The organism is Thermoplasmatales archaeon (assembly GCA_026127925.1).
Classification (GTDB): Archaea; Thermoplasmatota; Thermoplasmata; order Thermoplasmatales; family Thermoplasmataceae; genus JAKAYB01.
In genome coordinates this window covers 136,176-154,193 of record JAJSLM010000001.1, presented here as the reverse complement: position 1 = coordinate 154,193, position 18,018 = coordinate 136,176, and the positions used below count along the sequence as shown (strand labels likewise).

The window sequence follows — 18,018 nt, the reverse complement described above, 5'->3', positions numbered from 1 at the left end:
TTATGGATGATAATTTCTTTACCGTCATTTCCCGGCACATTGCTGATCTGAGGAAATCGGTTATCCACATTGTTTATTTCTTTTTGGGAGTATTTGCATTTTTCCTCCTTTTCGGAATTCACAAGGTTACCATCTTTGGCCATTCGTTCCTTTTTCTTTATCCGAATGTTTATAGGAATATGCCCTCGCAACTCCTCGTCATACTTGAGGATCATGTGCTTCCCGCTGGGACTAAACTCATTATAGTAAGTCCAACCAATGGCGTTGTAGCGAATGTTTACATTGCACTTTTCATAAGTCTCGTTGTCAGCATGCCAGTAATTGTCATTGAGCTGGCTAAATTTATTGGTCCAGCTTTGAAGAAGAGTGAAAAAGCTCTGATTAAGACGATTACGGTGCCTGCAACTATATTATTCGCAACTGGAGCATTTATTGGCCTCTGGCTGATTGCACCTGCGTTGTTTATAATTTTTAAGGAATTTGACATTGGAGTTAACTCTACCCCGACAATGGGAATTTCAAATTTCACGTCCTTTCTCCTGCTATACATGCTTTCTTTTGGATTGGCGTTCGAGACCCCGGTTATAATGTACGGATTGACCCGAGCAGGAATGGTTACGTCCGGGTTCTGGATTAGTCACTGGAGATATGCTGTTATCGGGGCACTCGTTTTTGGATGGATTTTTTCACCTGGCGTTCTAGGATTCACCATGATTATTATGTCCATACCAATCATCTCCCTCTATTTTCTTGGAGCGTATTTCTCAAGAAGGTACGAGAGAAAGGTGGCGGCGCAGAATACAAGTTTTACCTCTGAATCCTAAACACCTTTGCAACAGCTACAGCTAAACAAAATAAAGTGATATCAAAGTTACAGTAAGCACCGGAATACATAGGATTAAACCGACTTTCATGTAATATCCATACGAGATCTTTATCCCACTATTTTTATCGAGAGAATTTAACCACAGGAGCGTCGCCAGAGAACCTATAGGAGTGAATTTTGTTCCAATGTCATTTCCTATGATGTTTGCATAGGCGAGATGAGTATTTGAGAGAGACAAAGGGATCGCGAGGTTGCCCAGCATAACAGAGGGCAGGTTATTCATCACTGATGCCATTCCAGAAAAAAGATAACCTGAAAGTAGAAGGGGCAATGGGCCAGGAAAAGAGGAGATGCGCAGTATGAGGCCAGAAAGTATATCGATAAAACCATTGTAACCCAGGCCGAAAACTATGATGTACATTCCAATCGAGAAAAGAACAATTTGCCATGGGGCCTCTTTCAGCACTCTCCGCGCGCTTACCGATTTCCTCAGCGAAACGATAGCAAGAAGAATTCCGACAACAGGTACCGCGATAAATGATATCGGGATTCCATAGACTCCTGTAATCGCATATAGAGCGATGAGCGCAACCAGAACTGGTATGCCCGCTTTGATCATGGCTGGATCACGGACAGGGAGTCCACTTGCAGGAGGCACTTTCGGAGTTACTGCTCTCGGAAGCGAGGAATGAAAAAATAACCAAAGAACCCCAAGTGACGCAAGAACAGAAACGATATAAGGCAAATACATAACACTAAAGTATTGTATAAAATTAATTTTGAAATATCCAGCCGTTATTATGTTCACAAGGTTGCTTATTGTCAGCGGTACGCTTGCGGTGTCAGAAATGAAACCTATGGAAATTACGAATGCTATCTGTGCCTTTTTGTCTAATCCGAGGTTCCTTACAAGGGAGAGCACGATAGGAGTCAGCACAAGCACCGCGCCATCGTTGGCAAAAAGTGCTGAGACAACCGAACCAAGAAGGATCATCATCACAAACAATAGTCTTATTGATCCATTGGAATGTTCTGTGATCTTTTTGGCTATCTGATCAAAAAAACCGATCTCGTCGTATATCATTGATAGAACTATTATGGCTACAAAAGTGAATGTAGCGTTCCATACAATATCCCATACAGTTATGACCTGATTGAATGTCGTAAGACCGAGGATAAGAGTTAAGGCTGCCCCAATAAGAGAGGAGTACCCTATACCTATACCAAAAGGTTTCTTGATTACCAGAAACATAGTGGCCGAAAATATAATCAGCGACTCTAAAAACCTTAAAGGGTCCACCCTTGACCAACAGGCTGAAATAACAACGTTGGATATATAGTTCATAATAGTAATAAACCTATAAACATGCAATGAGCAAGATAATAAACTGAAAAAGCTCCGATGTCTAAACGAACTGTCAAGATCGTTTTAACATTATGGATCGCTATAGATCTTGGCTTTTTCTCTGTAACTAGTGAGTCCAGCGGAAAGAGGAGAAAGACAGGTCATGAACGACTTAGCCATTCACTTAAAATGCTGTAAAAAACTGAAATCGACTAGAAAGCAACTGCAAGGCTTCAGATCCTAAGTAAAGAAACAAAAAAGGACGATATCTAAACAGTAAATAAATAGGATTAAGGGTATAAGGCTATACTCACGAAATTTGTGGATCAGTGAGATGGTAACTCCAAAAGACAGCCCCATCACAGTTAACAGAAGCCATACCCTAGCATCCTGAATTTAACGAAGTAATGCTGTTTCGGGGTTTGATGGGTGTTCATTCAAAAGCGTCTCTGCAAGTAGCTCACGAACTTCCGGATAATCAGCCTTATCATGTCCCCAGTGCGTTCTGAGTTCAGTTTTCCATTCATCAAAAAGAAGACCCATCCCTACTATCAAAAGACTGAGTAAATTTGCATAATTCTTCTTTACTTCCCACTTCAGTTCATGATCCCCACATATTTCGTGTGATTTTATGCTCGTCAGCTCATCTTTCAATGCGCGAAGCAACACCTGCTGTTCACCATCTGGTTTGGATTTTATATTTTCTATTTTCTCTATAAATTCCATAGATCGATCTATCTTGTATTTTATATCAAGATAGGTACTCTTGTCAATCAATCCATTCTGGAACTTAAATTCATTAAGTTCTTTGGAGCTCTGATAAGTAGCTCTAACAATTTCCGCACGCGTCATCAAATCTGTTTCATAGCTCAGAGTGTATTCCCATGAGGGTTCAAGCAATAGATTCACATGATCATCTATGGTTTTTGCAAACTTTTTATAGCCAAAAAATTCAGGATTCTCATAGCCCTTACTCGCAGGATCTAGAAATGGAGCCAAGGGTGCTATGAAAAATGAAACTTTTCTATTCCTTCCACATCGGTCGAATATCTCCCTACAGAAATTCACGTTTTTCATGGCACTTTCATATGATTGATGCGGGAGTCCTACCATAAAAAATAGGTCGATCTTCAGGCATCCGTGCTTTAGTGCAAAATTCAATGTATCTATTAATTTGTCATTTGAACTCACGAATTTTCCGTTCTTTTTTCTCAATTCTTCATCATATGTCTCGAGCGTGATCTCTATACTATAACGCGGAACCGAACGCTCTATTTTTTCAAAAAATTCCTCATCCGCGTACTGGAACAGCTCAAAAACAAGTTCGTTTTTCACTTGTATAGTGGAGAGAGATTCAAGAAGCCGGTCCGAGTATCTCTTCCCGGTCTGCCTGATATCACCAATCACGAATATTGGGGCACGGCTGAACCTCTGGACGAATTTGATGTCCTCTACAAGCTTTTCTGGTGATCTTGGCGATACATGATTTCTTTCACAGTTCATTGCATAACCGGTACGGGATCCGCCGCAAATTATGCACCCCTGAGTACAACCACGAACAGTTAGAAGAGCGGTATTCGGGTAGTTTAACCATTCGCTATAAGGCAAAGGATCAGTAAAATTCCAATATTTAAATACAGATCGAATTGCATACCTGTAATCCGGGACATTGACGTAGTCCAAGTCATCCGGAATGAATGTCAGAGGATTTACGACAACCTTTCCATTCCTGTCCTTCCATGTAAGGTTAGGGACAGGGGAGAAATCATCCTTTCCCAGTTCCATCAGGCGCATGAATAATGCAATGGGTTTCTCCGTAGAATCACCACGAAATACGCAATCGATGTAGTCACGTTTGATGAGATCCATGTGAAAATATGTAGAAGAAAGGCCGCCAAAAATAATCTTTGCCTCAGGGTGATATTTCCTAACAATCTTTGCCAATTCCAAACTTCCCTGAGCATGAGGGAGCCAATGAAGTCCGATTCCATAAACCCTGCTCTTTGTGGCCTTTATCTTCTTTTCAACATTGAAATTTGGATTCAAAAGCATCCTGTTAGCTATATTAATTATCTTAACCTTATAGCCAAAACGCTCTAGATAACCACCTATACTTGTGAATCCGACCGGATACATCTCGAATACAGATGTTGAAGGCACGACGTCGCTTACTGGACCCATGAACTGTATCTTGTCACGGAAATCATAGACGCTTGGAGGATGCAGAAGAACGAGATCATAATTCATAAATCTATCGTCCCTAGTGCGGAATCATATAAAAACACTTTTTAGCTACAATTAGAATTTCCAGAATCATTCCATCAATACATGGTCAGATTATACGTTCTATCCGCTTTCTGATAGTCTTCCAGGGTCTTTATTCCAAGTAAATCCGAAAGCCTCTTCATCTTATCAACAAACCGATCATCGTACAACTCTCTACCAAGAGCAAGCCTGCCAAGTTTTTCGTCGAAAAAAACAGCCTCGCCATTCTTCTTAAGGCAATGAATGCATTCTGCGGCTGATAATGCATCCTCTTCTATATGATCAAAACATCGCTCAAAAGAGTTCATGCGTCATTGCACCTCTTTTCGTCGTACACAGGGTATTTAACGTCGTATCTGTCCATTGATATTCTAAGAAAATAGCAGAAGGAATCGAGAAATTGTTTCACAACTGAACTGTCCTGTGAGAACCAGGTATCATATGCATTAGATTCAACGATTTCTCTGAACTGGTCAACGGAAATATTTCCAGAAAACACGTCTCTCAGATACTTGAGGAACTTAGCATATTTCTGTTTCTTGTCATTCTTTCGGTCGGATTCATATCTTCTAAGTGCATCGAGTCTGTGATCGATCAATGACATCGCGTCTCCAATATCTCCATACAGAATTGCACTTTTGATTATTTCAATATCAGATGTGAATTGCATTTTGACACCTCATGAAAATAGCCCCTTTGCTGCAGTTTCCAGGACTGGCAAGTATATTACAAGGATCGAGAGGCCAACGGTTATGAAAGCCGAAACAATAACCGGGACCTTTGTGGATGCATTTAAGATCATATTATCACTCTTTTCCACTGGCTTGCCAAACATGTAAAGTATTACCCGAAAATAATAAAAGACCGAAATTGCGCTGTTTATTATTGCTATTATTGCAAGCCACCAGAGACCGCCAGCAACCAACGACAAAAACACGAAATATTTGGCGAAGAAACCACCGGTTATCGGTATTCCTCCGAGCGCAAGAAGGAGAATTGCAAAACTAACCGCTGTACCAGGGGCTTTTTTGCTAAGTCCTGAGAGATCAGATATCTGTGCGTTCTCGTTCTTTAGCGTATTCATCATCAGGAATGCCCCACCTTTCATGAATATGTACACAAGCGAATAGTATACTGCAGACGCGATAGCAAGGTTGAAAACGCTGGTATCAGAGATCCCGACAGCACCTATCAGTGCGGGTATAAGTATCAAGTAACCTGCCTGGGCAACACTTGAATATGCTAGCATTCTCTTTAAATTTGTCTCAGAAAGGGCAACTATGTTGCCATACGTCATTGTGAGAATGGAGAGTATCACAAACAGGTAATATACATCAACCCCGTCGGATGAGAAACCAACAATAAACACCCTTAGGATGATAAGATAAGCCAAGATCTTGCTTCCAGCAGCAAGAAAAGCTGAAACGGAGTTCTCCGTTCCATCGTATGTATCAATCGCCCACTGGTGCATGGGGAATATGGCCATTTTGAAACCAAAGCCGATGATCAGGAATATCAGAGCAAGTGTAATTTCTGGAGCTGGTTTAACCGCACTGAGAACAGAGAGATTGAATGACCCAGTGCCCAAGAAGAAGAATGATGTCCCGAACAGGATAAATGCTGTTGCTATTGTCCCAGTGAAGAAATACTTGATGGAACCTTCAAGATTTCTCTTGCTCTTTCCAAAGCTTGAGAGGACGTAGGTTCCTATACTTACTGATTCGAATGCGATAAATATTGTAATCAGGTTAAGACTGAATGCAGCAATTACCATTCCTACTGAAACAAATATCAGTGTGGAGTAGAATATCTCGCTCTTTTGGTGGATTCCGAGCAGTGCGGGTATTGTTACAAGCATTCCGGAAATGAGCATTATTATCGCGAAATATATGCCAAATTTGTTAAACACAAATGTCCCATAATAGAAAGTTGAGTGAGTTGGTTCCATAAAATAGATGAGAATGGCAGTGACAGCAAGAACTGCAAATGTTAGCCATGCAACAATCTTTTTTGGTGCATTCACGAACCCAAGCGATAGAACTACGAACCCGAATATTCCAAGGAATATAACGGGAATAAATGCATGGAATATGTTTGAACCCAAAGCAGAGAAGAACTGATCGATCATATCAAAGCCCCCAGATAAGCGAGAAAAGAACCGTAGTATAAATTAGGAACAATTCCGAAGATGAATATTGCAATCATCATAAACAGAAGTATTGAGAACTGAGCAGCAGAAACATCCCTTATCTTACCAAGATGCTCATTGTATGGTCCGTAAAGCGAGCGCTGCGCGGCCCAAATATGATATGACGCTGTTATTATCATAGCAAAAATGACAAGGATTATGATCCATCCAATGGCCTGGAACGAACCCACGAGTACAGAGAACTCACCTATAAAGCCCGCAAAACCGGGTAGACCAAGGGACGCAAGTAGTCCCACAAGGAGGCTTGAACTAAGAACTGGCATCTCCCGGAATACACCACCCAGTGAATATATGTTGTCACTCCCAGCTTTCTGATTAATGAAATATAATGCAGCAAATATCAGTGTCATGATGAGCCCGTGAGCAAGTATCTGATACATCCCTCCAGCAAGTTCAAGTGGTTGCTCTATTCCTGTTTCAAGAATTCCTGCACCAAAGGATAAAGTTACGAACCCCATGGCGGCTGCACTTGCAAATGCCATCATTCTCTTCAGATTATACTGCATCATAGCTGAAAGTGCAAAATAAATTAGGCTTATTATGCCAAGTCCAATTAGAATATACAATACCGTGCTTCCAAGGAGTGAACCCACCGGGAGAAGTATTCCGAATAGACCGTAGCCACCCATTATAGATAAACCACCAGCTAGGATAACTGTACCAGGATACGGGGCAGTTTCATAAGTGTCAGGGAGCCAGGAGTGAACTGGAAACGACGGAAGTTTTACAAGAAATGAGAATAGGAAACCAAATATTGCAAAATACTTGAGTGTTGTAGGTATCATAGCAAAGTACTTCACCGACATCAGGCTGGATATCTGGAAGGTAAAAATTCCCGTATGGATGTAATAAAAGGAATAAACAGTGAAAATCGCAAGCAGGAGAAAGACCGACCCGATATGGGTATAAACGAAGAACTTGAGAGAAACGTGATCCTTGTTTTTACCACCGAACTCTGCAACAATGAAATACGCAGGTATCAGAACTACTTCCCAAAAAATGTAGAAGAAAAGAAAGTTTCTTGAAATGAGAATACCAAAAAGACCTATCTCAATGAGGATCATAAAGCTGTAGATAGACGCTGCATAATCCTTTCTTCTGGTTATTGCAACTGCTACTAATATAACTATTGCTGAAAGCAGGAGAAGTGCATCACTGAAGCTGCTTACACCTATTGAGAAGAAGATACCAATCTTGCCCGCGAGAGCGTAAGTGAAAACCGAGATGTATCCTCCAGTGTATCCAGAATGAAACCGGAGCACGCTATAAAAAACTATTACTACAAGCACTGCAGCTGAAACGCCAAGAGCATACTCAAAGGTGTGCTTCTTGAAGAAGAAAGATGCAATTGCTGCGATTACCATCAACAAAAATAATAAGAGTATAATCACCTTAAAGCACCCCTTCAAGTATCATTATAAGCAGTATGATCGACATGCCAATCAATATGATTACAAAATAATTCTCCACAATGCCGTTTTGCAACTTCCTCATGCGGCTTCCTAGCCCGATAGTTCCGGTTCCGATGGAATCAATGGCTTTATTGTAAGCGCTCTCAAACGCACCAAACCCGGCAGATACTGGGGCTATGACTCTCTCAGCGATTATATTCGTGAAGAGAGTATCGAGATAGAATTTATTTCTGACAACCTTGTACCAGGGACTGTTGTCGAAGTGAAGCTTCTTCCACCTATCAGTGCCGTAGAGGAAATATGTAACGACAAGGCCTATGACCATAAGCACTTCAGGGAGATATTGTATGTAGTATGGCAGGGACGGCATTATATAGCTTGGATATAGAAACCCATAAAACTGCGGCTGGACTATTCCTAAGAAGAGAGCTCCTGCTGCCAGGAAAAACAATGGGATTAAAGGAAGAAGCTTTGGATCCTTGGCATGCTCTGCGAGATCCGACCTTGGTTTACCCATTGCAACGAGAAAGAACATACGGAATGTGTAAAGAGTTGTAAGAAGTGAGCCTAAAAGAAGAAACAGCCATGGAAGCATAGAAGCAATGTTTCCGCCATGAAGGTAGTAAACATATGAAGCAGATATTATCGTATCCTTCGAGAAATATCCGGATGTGCCAGGAAAAGCTATAAGAGCCGCTGCACCAATTAAAAGTAAAGTTACAGTCATTGGCATCCTTTTCCACAGCCCTCCCATCTTTTTTATATCCCTCAATTCGAGCAAAGCAATGAGTATTGCTCCAGTGGAAACGAATAACAAGGCTTTGAAGAATGCATGAGTTACCAGCTGGAATATACCGTAGGCGACTCCAGAATAGCCTATGATTCCTGCTAATCCTATAGCCGCCATCATGTATCCTATCTGACTTATCGTTGAGTAGGCGAGGACCCTCTTTATATCGTTCATAACGAGCCCTAGGATTCCTGCGTATATAGCAGTGAAAGAACCGAGAATTGCGACTGAATAAAGAGCAAAAGAAGATGATGCATAAAATATTGGAAATACCCTTGCTACGAGATACACACCGGCAGTGACCATTGTTGCAGCATGTATCAGCGCGGACACGGTAGTAGGTCCTTCCATTGCATCTGGAATCCACACATGCAACGGGAACTGAGCAGATTTACCAGCCGCACCAGCAAGGAATAGCACTGAAACTATGCCCAGCGTTGTAGGACCGATCGCCGTTGCGATCGCTTTCGCGTTTGTGATCAGATACGGTATGCTCAGGGGGCTGTTTGCTCCAAGGACAGATATGTGTGCTGATAGTGATGCGTAGAGAATGGCCATTCCGACCAGGAAGAGAAGATCGCCGACACGTGTAACAATAAAGGCTTTTTTTGCCGCAGCAGTAGCATTTGGTTTAAAGAACCAGAAACCTATGAGGAGATAAGAACAAAGACCGACAAGCTCCCAGAATAAGAAGAATAAAACCAGGTTGGATGCTACGATAAGTCCAAGCATTCCAGCAGTAAACAGCGAGGTTTCGGCAAAATATGTATGCTTGTTCGGATCGTCTTTCATGTAATATATGGCAAAAAGATGTATCATCAGGGATACAAACGACACCATCAAAGCCATTATTATTGCTAAATGATCAATATATATTCCTGCGTCTATATTAAAAAACCATTTGAAATGATTGTATATAGGTTGTCCTGAGGAATTTATCTTTAAGAGCGTAAGGATCGAGAACACAAGAGAGAGGCCTATGGCCGTAGACGCAATGATTCCTGCGGTTATCCTATACTTGCGTCCAGCGATGTAACTTGCAAGGAAACCGACAAGAGGAGAGATGACTATTAACCAGCCATACCAGTATATCGTCGCAGACATCGCTTTACCACCTTATCTCCTTGAGAAGAGAGATGGCGATCTTCCCGAAGCGCCTGAAAGTAGCAGAGAGCAAGCTTAATCCGATTACAGATTCAACTGCACCTATACCAATGCCCATAAGAGCCATCACAATTGGCTGCACAGAGGCATAATAAATCGCGATAATAACCAGATTCAGTATCGCAGCGTTTATCAGTACTTCTATGGAGATCAACATCTTTATACCTATATTTGAAGTCATAACTCCGTAGAGCCCGACGATGAAAAGTATCAGGGAAAGCATACTGGCAACCAGTATATACATTAATCTTCCCTCCCTGCAATGTAAAACATTCCGATTACACCTGCCACCATAATAAGGGATAGTAACTCGAATGGCACCACATACTCTTTAAAAAGAAGCTTACCAACCGCATTAAGATCCTGTGATGACGGTATGAACGAGCCTTTTATGCTGACGACCTCGAAACCGAATACCAGAAGGAATATTATCGAGGCGAGTGCTGCAATTCGCTTATTCATATTCCTTTCCTCCTGTCAGCATCAGCGTAAACACGGTCAGTGCGGTTACTGCACCCACAAATACCAGAACCTCAACCGCTCCGACAATTGACGCGCCTAGAAATATAAAAAGTCCTGAAAGAACGACGAGGAAAACGAATAGATATATTACTGAATGGAGCAGGTTCTTTTCTGAAACGGATTTTAAAGCCAATGGAATCAATATGATCGCAAAAAGGACGTATATTATCGTATAGATCATTTAATTACCTCATCTTCTGGAAGTGAAAGTTCTTCTGGGGTGTAAGTGAAACTGTTCCTGGTGCGCGACGTTTCAAATACATGGGTTAGATAAATCGCATCCGTCGGGCAGATCTCCTCGCAGTTCCTGCAAATTGTGCATGTTCCAAAATTCACGTCAGGGTATATCTTCCTTTTATTTCTGGGATTTGCCCTGTTCAGGCTTGTCATAGCAATACTTTTGTTTGGGCACACCTGCTCACAGAGAGTGCAACCTACACAGTCATCGAGCGAAAGAAAAATTCTGAATTTGAATCGATCTTCTATTATCCTTTTCTGCTCAGGATACTGAGTTGTTATTGGTTTCTGAAAAAGATGTTTGAAAACGATAAACATAGCTTTTAATGTCCCTATGACAGGGATCTCTTTCTTAGGTTCCTTAACTTCTATCATATTCCCAACCCCAGTGTTAGCACACCGCTTATGATTAGATTTATTACAGCAATGGGCAAGAGGTACTTCCAACCCATGTTGACGAATTTATCGATCCTGATCCTTGGAATTGAAAGCCAGACAAGAAATGCTACAAGCACCAGAATAAAAGTTTTTATTAACAAGTAAATGAAACCTGCATAACTTGAAAAAGGCCCGTTGTAACCGCCCAGGTATAATACTGATACAAGCATTGATCCGAGGAATATGCTGCCAAATAGCCCCATATAAAACATACCAAATCTCATGCCGCTGTATTCTGTACTGTATCCGGAAACAAGCTCACTATCACTCTCGCCGAGATCAAATGGAGAATAGGCTGCTCTGGCGATCATCGCAATGAAGAAAACAAATAATCCAATGACTTCAGGGATTCCGTATGGTATAAACTGCACGGTAGTTAAATCCTCTAAATTCAGGCCGTTAGCAGTTCTGTCGGATGCCATCATAACGAGCGCAATGACGGAAAGCATCATTGGAATCTCGAAAGAAATATCCTTTGCGACGCCTCTGAGAGCGCCAAGAACAGCATACTTATTCTTTGAACTCGCACCCGCAACTATCTCTCCGATAGGCATAATAGCCAACGCTCCGAAGATTAAGAGTAAGCTGACATTGGAATGCGTTATTGTAAGAGAGCCTATCCAGTAAATGCTGCCATAAGGAATGATGGCGAAACCGACAAATAACCCTATGAATACTACAAGGGGAGCTACCCGGAATGCAAAGTCATCCCGCCCACTTGGCAAAATGCTTTCCTTCCCCATCAGTTTAAGGGCATCAGCAATAAGCTGCAGGGATCCGAATTTGCCGACCCTGTTTGGACCATACCTAAGTTGCAGGCGCGCCATGTACTTTCTGAACAAGTAGATAGTGAATATCAGGACAACAGCAACAAATATCATGAAAAATATTGTCTCAAATATGTAGGCCAAGAAGTAAGATCCGTAATGACCTGCACCTGCAAAAAAGAGTGCCAGTCTCAATAGTATGTTCATCTGTCAATCTCTCCGAAAACAAGATCAAAGGTTCCCAGAATAGCTATCAGATCGGCAATCATTTGATCTTTCACCAGTACAGGTGCAACACTAAGATTCTTAAAAGTTGGACTCCTTACACGCACACGGTAAGGCTTCACTCCGCCGTCGCCAACCAGATATACACCAAATTCTCCTTTTGAAGATTCAGTCCTTGCATACACGTCACCATCTCCTCTGAGTCTTATCATCAAGGGTTTCTTGGCTTTCGGATTAAAGTAAGGACCGTCAGGGATTTTCTTTATTGCCTGCTTCAGTATCTTTATTGATTGCCTCATCTCCTCTATTCTTACAAGATATCTTGCAAGGTTATCCTTCTTATATGATACTGGGACGTCGAAGTTTACCTTATCGTACATAAGATATGGTTCTTTCTTCCTTATATCGTAGTCAATCCCGGATGCTCTCAGTATTGGGCCAGTGACACCATAATCGAGGGCTACCTCAGGTTCTAGTATCCCCAATCCTTTGTTCCTTGAGAGAAAGATGTCGTTTTTGATGTAGGTCTTGTTTATGTCCTCCAGTTTCTTTGGAAATTGATCTATGAATTGTTCAATATCATAGATAATCTTTTCATTTATATCCTGGTACACGCCACCTATGCTCATGTAATTGAGCTGTTGCCTTGATCCGCTTATATCAACAAATATACGCTGTATTTTTTCCCTCTCAGCAAAGCAATAGAAGAAAGGAGTTAACATGCCAAGATCCAAGCCAAATGCACCTGTCCAGACAAGATGAGCAGCAATCCTGTTAAGTTCGGCCATTATCAGGCGGATCCACTGTGCCCTTTCAGGAGGTGGTATATCCAGCAATTTCTCAGCGGCTTCAAGATATCCGACCTCCATGTTCATTGCCCCAACATAGTCCATTCGATCAAAATAAACAGTGGCATCACAGTAATAATCTAGTTCACACAACTTTTCGGCGTTTCTGTGAAGGTAGCCAATGATCGGTTCACATTCCTTCACTATTTCTCCATCAAGTTTCACCCTAAGCCTTAGGACGCCATGCATGGATGGGTGCTGTGGGCCCATGTTGAGTTCAACCCACTTGTTTCCGTTGGCAGATTCGTTATCCTCTTTAAGCATTACCAGCCATCCCCTGGATCAAAAGTTGCATAATCGTCGCCATTCTCGTCCATGTTGATATACTGAACTTTTGAGAGATCGTAATTCTTTCTTAGTGGATGCCCGACCCACGACTCTGGCAGAAACAGCCTCTTGAGGTTAGGGTGGCCCTCAAAGACGATACCCATGAGGTCATACTGTTCGCGCTCGTCCCAGTCAGCACTGCTGTACAAGGAAGTAAGACTTGGCACTCGCTCGTCCAACGTCTCAGTTTTTATCACGAGATATTTGTCTTCCTTCATGTTATGTAAATGATATACAACTTCCAGTTTGTCCTTACGATCAATTCCTGTAATCAAAGAAAGATGGTCATATCCCTGTGATTTCAAATCTTTCATAAGGGCTATTAAATTCTCTTTTGCAACTTTGATTACTTTTCGCCCATCCTTACCAATTGATTCTTCAATTACTTCCACCATGAAATCACCTGTCCGTCTCGTGCCTGATCTTCTTCTGCAGCAGTATAAGGCCATGGGTGAGCGCTTCCGGAGTCGGAGGGCATCCAGGAACATAAACATCCACAGGTATTACCTTGTCAACACCAAGAACAACAGAGTACCCCTGATTATATGGTCCACCCTGTATTACACAAACCCCCTGAGCGATAACATACTTAGGATAAGGCATTTCGTCATATAGCCTCCTAACTCGCGGAGCCATCTTTTTTGTTACGGTTCCGGATACAATCATAAGGTCGGACTGTCTTGGCGAATTCCTGAATATTTCACTGCCAAATCGAGAGATATCCAGGTCAGAAGCTTGAATAGCCATCATTTCTATTGCACAACAAGCCAATCCGAAGGTAAGTGGCCAGAGCGAATTGCTTCGCCCCCACTCAAGCGCCTTTTCTAGAGTGGTCGTGAGGATTCCTGTTTCTCCCGTCTTCATTTCATCCACCTCATATAACCTTCTTTGAATGCGTATAGAACGACGAATAATGGCATAGCAAGGAAAACCAGCGTTTCAATAAACGGCAAAATCCCTAGGGCTTTGAAATCCATTGCCCACGGAAAAAGCAGTACAATGTCGATATCAAAAACAACAAACAGGAGTATTATTACGAAATATTGTACGGTGACAAACTTCCCAATATCACCGCGTGCCACCTCACCGGATTCATAAGTCTCCAGATACGCCCCGTCCTTGACATCTGGACCTTTTTCCTTCACCATAGAAGAAACTATGTCATCAATTTTTAACGAAACACCTTTGGACCTCTTATACCGTCCTTCGCTAAGAGACGGTAGAACACTAAAGAGACCAATCATCCCTGCAATCAAAAGCACAAGGACGATGAGTAAAGGGATGTAGCCGTCCAACATCTTTTCAGTATAGTTGGAATCTATTTAAGTATTATTTATTATCAATTAGACGCGTGTTCCTAATGGCTCCACGCATGCCAATTCGAACATCAGATATTTTTTTCTCAATTCCGAAAACCTTCCAACATTCACAGTCATTCCAACGACAAAGCCCGTTTTTTTGGAATTCGTCATTCTTCCTTTTGCAAAGTTCTAAATTGCTTTCGAATCTTACTCTTTGGGTATGATCAATGCTTGACCTAACCACCCATAATATCATGCCTGACGGAACTATTTCTGAGATAGTTCCTTGAAGATATTGATAGCATCTTTAGGATCGAATATGCGGTTTTCTCTTGCTTTTATTCTTGGGATAAGATTCGCCATTGTTACGCTATTTTCATCGCGGATTAGATCTTTTATGATCTTCTCCAGCTCATCATGACTCAATGTCTGGAGATCCGGCATAAGTGAAAGATTTATGAAACTTACCCCATCAACAAAATGCCTTAAGAGTGCCTTTTCAAGTCCAGATGGAACAATTCCAACTGAGAGACACGTTTCTGCAGCGTCAACAAGAACATCAGGCAAAACGCGTGATGAGGTCTTCTTAAGTATCTCATGGAAAAGTTGGTTGAGAATTCGAGATGACAACCGTGCATCCCCCGTAAGTTCTGCAAGTTTTTCAAAAGAACCGGTCAAGCCCTTGTTTATGATGGAAGCGGCATCCTGCCTTGAAATTGCGTAAGCTTCCGTGAGACTTGCAACCATCTCCTCCTCGTCTTTCGGAATAATTTTCTTACACTGTTCAAGTATGTCATTGCCGATCGGCACGACTGCAACATCCGTTTCTGGGTACATCCTTTCGCGCCCTGGAAGAGGCCTGAGATAGTGCGTGCTTCCGTTATCGTCCACGAATCTGGTCTCGGAAAGGTCAAGATTAAGAATCCTGGAGATTCTGCTCCGTATTTCTTTGGTGATAACCTGTATTTTTTCTTCTCCGCAAACTAGGATAGCAAACGCATCGTCTTTGTTCGGCTTCAAGATTGAGATAATTGGTGCTATCTCTTTTTCCACACCGTAACCGGGGAGTTCATCGGAGTGCATTATCCCTCCTGCACCATACAAACGAGTTACATCGGCTATTTCAGCACCAAGTCTATAATTACCATTCTTCAGATATCCTTTCATTGCCGTGAGAACTGTTGCATACACCTTGCTTCCGGAATGCAATCCTGAGAGGATAACTTTCGATTTTGTATCTTTGAATATTTCAGTAACGTCTATGAACTGTATCCTTTCGGGATTAAAACCTGATTTTATTTTTGGCGAGATTTCTGCCAGTGTTGAATGTCTACGACTTTCATAGTTCAGGCAGGATTCAATAAGTGAAATCTTCTGAACCCCTTTAATCTCAACTCTCCCGAACCCTGATGAGAAATTTACATCCTGCCTAATCGCTTCTGCACCTTTTCTGGCCCATCCAGACAATAACGCAAGCTTTCCTATTTTTTCGGCTGTCTCAATAGCATGAGCAGCATTGACTATATCCGGCTCAGTTGATATTTCAACCAGGGGTACACCTAGACGCTCGAGCGAATAAGTGGCCGCTCCAACGTTATCGCTCAGTTTACGAGCAGCATCCTCCTCGAGGCAAACCGTGGAGATCCGTACCTTGCCTCTAGACGTTTCGACGGAACCACCAAATCCTATGATTGCAGTTCTTTGAAATCCAGTTGTGTTTGATCCGTCTATTACGATCTTCCTCATGAATGTCGCATAGTCTACAATCGAACAGTTAAGAGACATAGAGAGGGCTATTGAGCGTTTTAATGCGTTGCTGTTTACATTATGCGGAGGTTCCTCGTCTACGTCAACGAGGCAGTTGTTTCCATGAAGGTGGTAAATAAAACCGCGCGAGCGCTGGGTCTCGTACATTGCGGCCTGGTCAAATTTACCCGTCTCACCAGAGGATAGTCTTAGGTTCCTTTCAACAACCTTTTCCAGCTCATAAGAGGATTCGGTGGCACAGGTGCAGAACAATTTTTTACCCTGAAGCTGTATGTGAACCTCAAGGCCGATTTTTTGCTTCACTTCATTGCTCAAGCCGCCTCACCACTACCGAAAGGAACTTCACGATCCATGATCTCGCCTCTAAGGTTTTCTTTCATCTTCCTGTCTACTTCTTCGGAATCATAATTTGCAAAAACAAACATGCTCTTTACAAGAGCCACTTCAGAAAGCATATTTCCTAACGGAATCACACCTGCCGACCTAAGTTCTCTACCCGTTGAGTACACGTTCATGTTCACGCTGCCGTATATGCACTGTGTGGTCATGTAGAATTTTATACCACTTTTGGAAAGTTGACGTATGATAGGGACAAATCTGTTTGAAACATGCCCAAGACCGGTACCTGCCAGCACAACTGCACGTTTATTCATGGCAAGCGTTTCAAAGTCTTCATTGGTAAGAATAGGGTTAAAATAAATTAACGAGACTCTGGATTCAAGCTTGTCCTTAAGCTCGTTCTTGTCATCCGTTTTCCTATATGCATCTTTAAATTTTATTTTTCCATTTGAATATTCTGCCAATTCGGGGTAGCCAATAGATTTGAATGCATCCCTTCTCGAAGAATGCATCTTTCTTGTCCTAACGCCCCTAAGCAGGTTAATTGTCGTGTCAGAAAGCCCTTCATGCATAGCTATACAAACTTCGCCCAGATCCGTTGACGCGAACTCCAGTGAGCCCTCTATGTTAAGGAACGCGTCGCTGCTTGGTCTGTCAGAACTTCTCTGCGATCCTGTGAATATTATCGGGCCGGACTGTTTTTCGAACATGAATGCGAGCGCACTTGCTGTGTAAGCCATGGTGTCTGTTCCGTGCATGACGACGACCCCATCACTATTCTTGAGGCCGTCATATACAGAACGAGCTATGTTTTGCCAGTTAACAGGTGTCATATCTTCGCTGAATACCGGAGGAAGCACCTTTAACTCCAACTCAAAATGCTCAAAATTCGAGATGTTTCCATGAAGGAATTCCGTGCCATAAACAGGCTTAACAGCCCCTGTAGAGTAGTCCACACGGCTCGCAATTGTTCCCCCGCTGCCTATGAGAGTTACTTTCTTACCTTTCCCAGAGAGGATCTTTCCGGATCCGATTTCTTCGGGCCCGTTTAGCTCGCGCCTCTCCAGAATGTTGACCGAATCCCTGGGTATTGTTAAGTTATACCCGTTGCTTAGCTTTACAAGATAAGTTTCTTGGTCTTCCGATATGAGAACACCTTCGAATTCGGAGCCTTTATACGTAAATCTCAATCGAATTACAGAATTATGTTTGTTTTTTACCATAGGTTCACCATTC

General features: G+C 42.2%; 18 protein-coding genes and 1 pseudogene. 2 read left to right on the top strand and 17 right to left on the bottom strand.

Features of this window, described 5'->3' with window-relative positions:
* Positions 1-2: 2 nt before the first annotated feature.
* Positions 3-824, top strand: a complete 822-nt coding sequence (gene tatC, locus LVQ96_00785; GenBank protein MCW6169692.1) for a Sec-independent protein translocase TatC — start codon at positions 3-5, stop codon at positions 822-824.
* A gap of 21 nt (positions 825-845) precedes the next feature.
* Here the strand turns inward: tatC and arsB are convergent, their stop codons facing one another.
* On the bottom strand, positions 846-2,078 hold the full coding sequence (gene arsB, locus LVQ96_00780; GenBank protein MCW6169691.1) for an arsenical efflux pump membrane protein ArsB: 1,233 nt from the start codon (positions 2,076-2,078) through the stop codon (positions 846-848).
* 150 nt (positions 2,079-2,228) lie between these two features.
* On the opposite strand from arsB, the gene LVQ96_00775 reads away from it, so the two are divergent.
* Positions 2,229-2,369 carry a hypothetical protein gene (locus tag LVQ96_00775; GenBank protein MCW6169690.1) on the top strand — a complete coding sequence of 47 codons (141 nt, stop codon included), beginning with the start codon at positions 2,229-2,231 and terminating at the stop codon, positions 2,367-2,369.
* A gap of 198 nt (positions 2,370-2,567) precedes the next feature.
* Here LVQ96_00775 and LVQ96_00770 read toward each other — a convergent pair whose 3' ends face one another.
* From LVQ96_00770 to gatD, 16 genes and pseudogenes are all read right to left on the bottom strand, one after another.
* Positions 2,568-4,418 carry a TIGR04190 family B12-binding domain/radical SAM domain protein gene (locus LVQ96_00770; GenBank protein ID MCW6169689.1) on the bottom strand — a complete coding sequence of 617 codons (1,851 nt, stop codon included), beginning with the start codon at positions 4,416-4,418 and terminating at the stop codon, positions 2,568-2,570.
* Between the two features lie 74 nt (positions 4,419-4,492).
* Positions 4,493-4,744 (bottom strand): hypothetical protein, encoded by a 252-nt coding sequence (locus LVQ96_00765; GenBank protein ID MCW6169688.1) that lies wholly within the window; start codon positions 4,742-4,744, stop codon positions 4,493-4,495.
* Positions 4,741-5,106 (bottom strand): hypothetical protein, encoded by a 366-nt coding sequence (locus LVQ96_00760; protein ID MCW6169687.1) that lies wholly within the window; start codon positions 5,104-5,106, stop codon positions 4,741-4,743. Before LVQ96_00760 ends, LVQ96_00765 begins: the two co-directional genes overlap by 4 nt.
* 9 nt (positions 5,107-5,115) lie before the next feature.
* On the bottom strand, positions 5,116-6,564 hold the full coding sequence (nuoN, locus tag LVQ96_00755; GenBank protein ID MCW6169686.1) for an NADH-quinone oxidoreductase subunit NuoN: 1,449 nt from the start codon (positions 6,562-6,564) through the stop codon (positions 5,116-5,118).
* A complete protein-coding gene (locus LVQ96_00750) occupies positions 6,561-8,036 on the bottom strand; it encodes an NADH-quinone oxidoreductase subunit M (GenBank protein MCW6169685.1) in 1,476 nt (491 codons plus the stop codon). The genes nuoN and LVQ96_00750 overlap by 4 nt, the downstream gene beginning before the upstream one ends.
* Position 8,037: 1 nt before the next feature.
* Positions 8,038-9,951 (bottom strand): NADH-quinone oxidoreductase subunit L, encoded by a 1,914-nt coding sequence (locus tag LVQ96_00745; protein MCW6169684.1) that lies wholly within the window; start codon positions 9,949-9,951, stop codon positions 8,038-8,040.
* 4 nt (positions 9,952-9,955) lie between these two features.
* Positions 9,956-10,255: an NADH-quinone oxidoreductase subunit NuoK gene (gene nuoK / locus LVQ96_00740; GenBank protein ID MCW6169683.1), complete on the bottom strand. Its 300-nt coding sequence runs from the start codon at positions 10,253-10,255 to the stop codon at positions 9,956-9,958.
* Positions 10,255-10,714: pseudogene (locus LVQ96_00735) on the bottom strand (NADH-quinone oxidoreductase subunit J). Before LVQ96_00735 ends, nuoK begins: the two are co-directional and overlap by 1 nt.
* Entirely contained in the window at positions 10,711-11,145 is a 435-nt protein-coding gene (gene nuoI, locus LVQ96_00730) for an NADH-quinone oxidoreductase subunit NuoI (protein MCW6169682.1), read from the bottom strand. Before nuoI ends, LVQ96_00735 begins: the two are co-directional and overlap by 4 nt.
* On the bottom strand, positions 11,142-12,182 hold the full coding sequence (gene nuoH, locus LVQ96_00725; GenBank protein MCW6169681.1) for an NADH-quinone oxidoreductase subunit NuoH: 1,041 nt from the start codon (positions 12,180-12,182) through the stop codon (positions 11,142-11,144). Before nuoH ends, nuoI begins: the two co-directional genes overlap by 4 nt.
* Positions 12,179-13,312: an NADH-quinone oxidoreductase subunit D gene (locus LVQ96_00720; protein MCW6169680.1), complete on the bottom strand. Its 1,134-nt coding sequence runs from the start codon at positions 13,310-13,312 to the stop codon at positions 12,179-12,181. The genes nuoH and LVQ96_00720 overlap by 4 nt, the downstream gene beginning before the upstream one ends.
* Complete coding sequence (locus tag LVQ96_00715; GenBank protein ID MCW6169679.1) at positions 13,312-13,770, bottom strand: NADH-quinone oxidoreductase subunit C; 459 nt, start codon at positions 13,768-13,770, stop codon at positions 13,312-13,314. The genes LVQ96_00720 and LVQ96_00715 overlap by 1 nt, the downstream gene beginning before the upstream one ends.
* A 4-nt stretch (positions 13,771-13,774) precedes the next feature.
* Positions 13,775-14,239 carry an NADH-quinone oxidoreductase subunit B gene (locus LVQ96_00710; protein ID MCW6169678.1) on the bottom strand — a complete coding sequence of 155 codons (465 nt, stop codon included), beginning with the start codon at positions 14,237-14,239 and terminating at the stop codon, positions 13,775-13,777.
* Positions 14,236-14,673, bottom strand: coding sequence for an NADH-quinone oxidoreductase subunit A (gene ndhC, locus LVQ96_00705; protein MCW6169677.1), 438 nt, complete (start codon positions 14,671-14,673; stop codon positions 14,236-14,238). Before ndhC ends, LVQ96_00710 begins: the two co-directional genes overlap by 4 nt.
* A gap of 270 nt (positions 14,674-14,943) precedes the next feature.
* Positions 14,944-16,758, bottom strand: a complete 1,815-nt coding sequence (gene gatE / locus LVQ96_00700) for a Glu-tRNA(Gln) amidotransferase subunit GatE (protein ID MCW6169676.1) — start codon at positions 16,756-16,758, stop codon at positions 14,944-14,946.
* Complete coding sequence (gene gatD, locus LVQ96_00695) at positions 16,755-18,005, bottom strand: Glu-tRNA(Gln) amidotransferase subunit GatD (GenBank protein ID MCW6169675.1); 1,251 nt, start codon at positions 18,003-18,005, stop codon at positions 16,755-16,757. The genes gatE and gatD overlap by 4 nt, the downstream gene beginning before the upstream one ends.
* Positions 18,006-18,018 lie beyond the last annotated feature (13 nt).

Excerpts from the sequence above, each read along its gene's own strand:
- gatD (MCW6169675.1), bottom strand. The coding sequence starts at position 18,005 with ATGGTAAAAAACAAACATAATTCTGTAATTCGATTGAGATTTACGTAT.
- nuoN (MCW6169686.1), bottom strand. The coding sequence starts at position 6,564 with ATGATCGATCAGTTCTTCTCTGCTTTGGGTTCAAACATATTCCATGCA.
- nuoI (MCW6169682.1), bottom strand. The coding sequence starts at position 11,145 with ATGATAGAAGTTAAGGAACCTAAGAAAGAGATCCCTGTCATAGGGACA.
- LVQ96_00765 (MCW6169688.1), bottom strand. The coding sequence starts at position 4,744 with ATGAACTCTTTTGAGCGATGTTTTGATCATATAGAAGAGGATGCATTA.
- LVQ96_00720 (MCW6169680.1), bottom strand. The coding sequence starts at position 13,312 with ATGCTTAAAGAGGATAACGAATCTGCCAACGGAAACAAGTGGGTTGAA.
- LVQ96_00715 (MCW6169679.1), bottom strand. The coding sequence starts at position 13,770 with ATGGTGGAAGTAATTGAAGAATCAATTGGTAAGGATGGGCGAAAAGTA.
- nuoH (MCW6169681.1), bottom strand. The coding sequence starts at position 12,182 with ATGAACATACTATTGAGACTGGCACTCTTTTTTGCAGGTGCAGGTCAT.
- LVQ96_00760 (MCW6169687.1), bottom strand. The coding sequence starts at position 5,106 with ATGCAATTCACATCTGATATTGAAATAATCAAAAGTGCAATTCTGTAT.
- LVQ96_00710 (MCW6169678.1), bottom strand. The coding sequence starts at position 14,239 with ATGAAGACGGGAGAAACAGGAATCCTCACGACCACTCTAGAAAAGGCG.
- ndhC (MCW6169677.1), bottom strand. The coding sequence starts at position 14,673 with ATGTTGGACGGCTACATCCCTTTACTCATCGTCCTTGTGCTTTTGATT.
- nuoK (MCW6169683.1), bottom strand. The coding sequence starts at position 10,255 with ATGTATATACTGGTTGCCAGTATGCTTTCCCTGATACTTTTCATCGTC.
- LVQ96_00745 (MCW6169684.1), bottom strand. The coding sequence starts at position 9,951 with ATGTCTGCGACGATATACTGGTATGGCTGGTTAATAGTCATCTCTCCT.
- arsB (MCW6169691.1), bottom strand. The coding sequence starts at position 2,078 with ATGTTTCTGGTAATCAAGAAACCTTTTGGTATAGGTATAGGGTACTCC.
- LVQ96_00770 (MCW6169689.1), bottom strand. The coding sequence starts at position 4,418 with ATGAATTATGATCTCGTTCTTCTGCATCCTCCAAGCGTCTATGATTTC.
- LVQ96_00775 (MCW6169690.1), top strand. The coding sequence starts at position 2,229 with ATGTCTAAACGAACTGTCAAGATCGTTTTAACATTATGGATCGCTATA.
- tatC (MCW6169692.1), top strand. The coding sequence starts at position 3 with ATGGATGATAATTTCTTTACCGTCATTTCCCGGCACATTGCTGATCTG.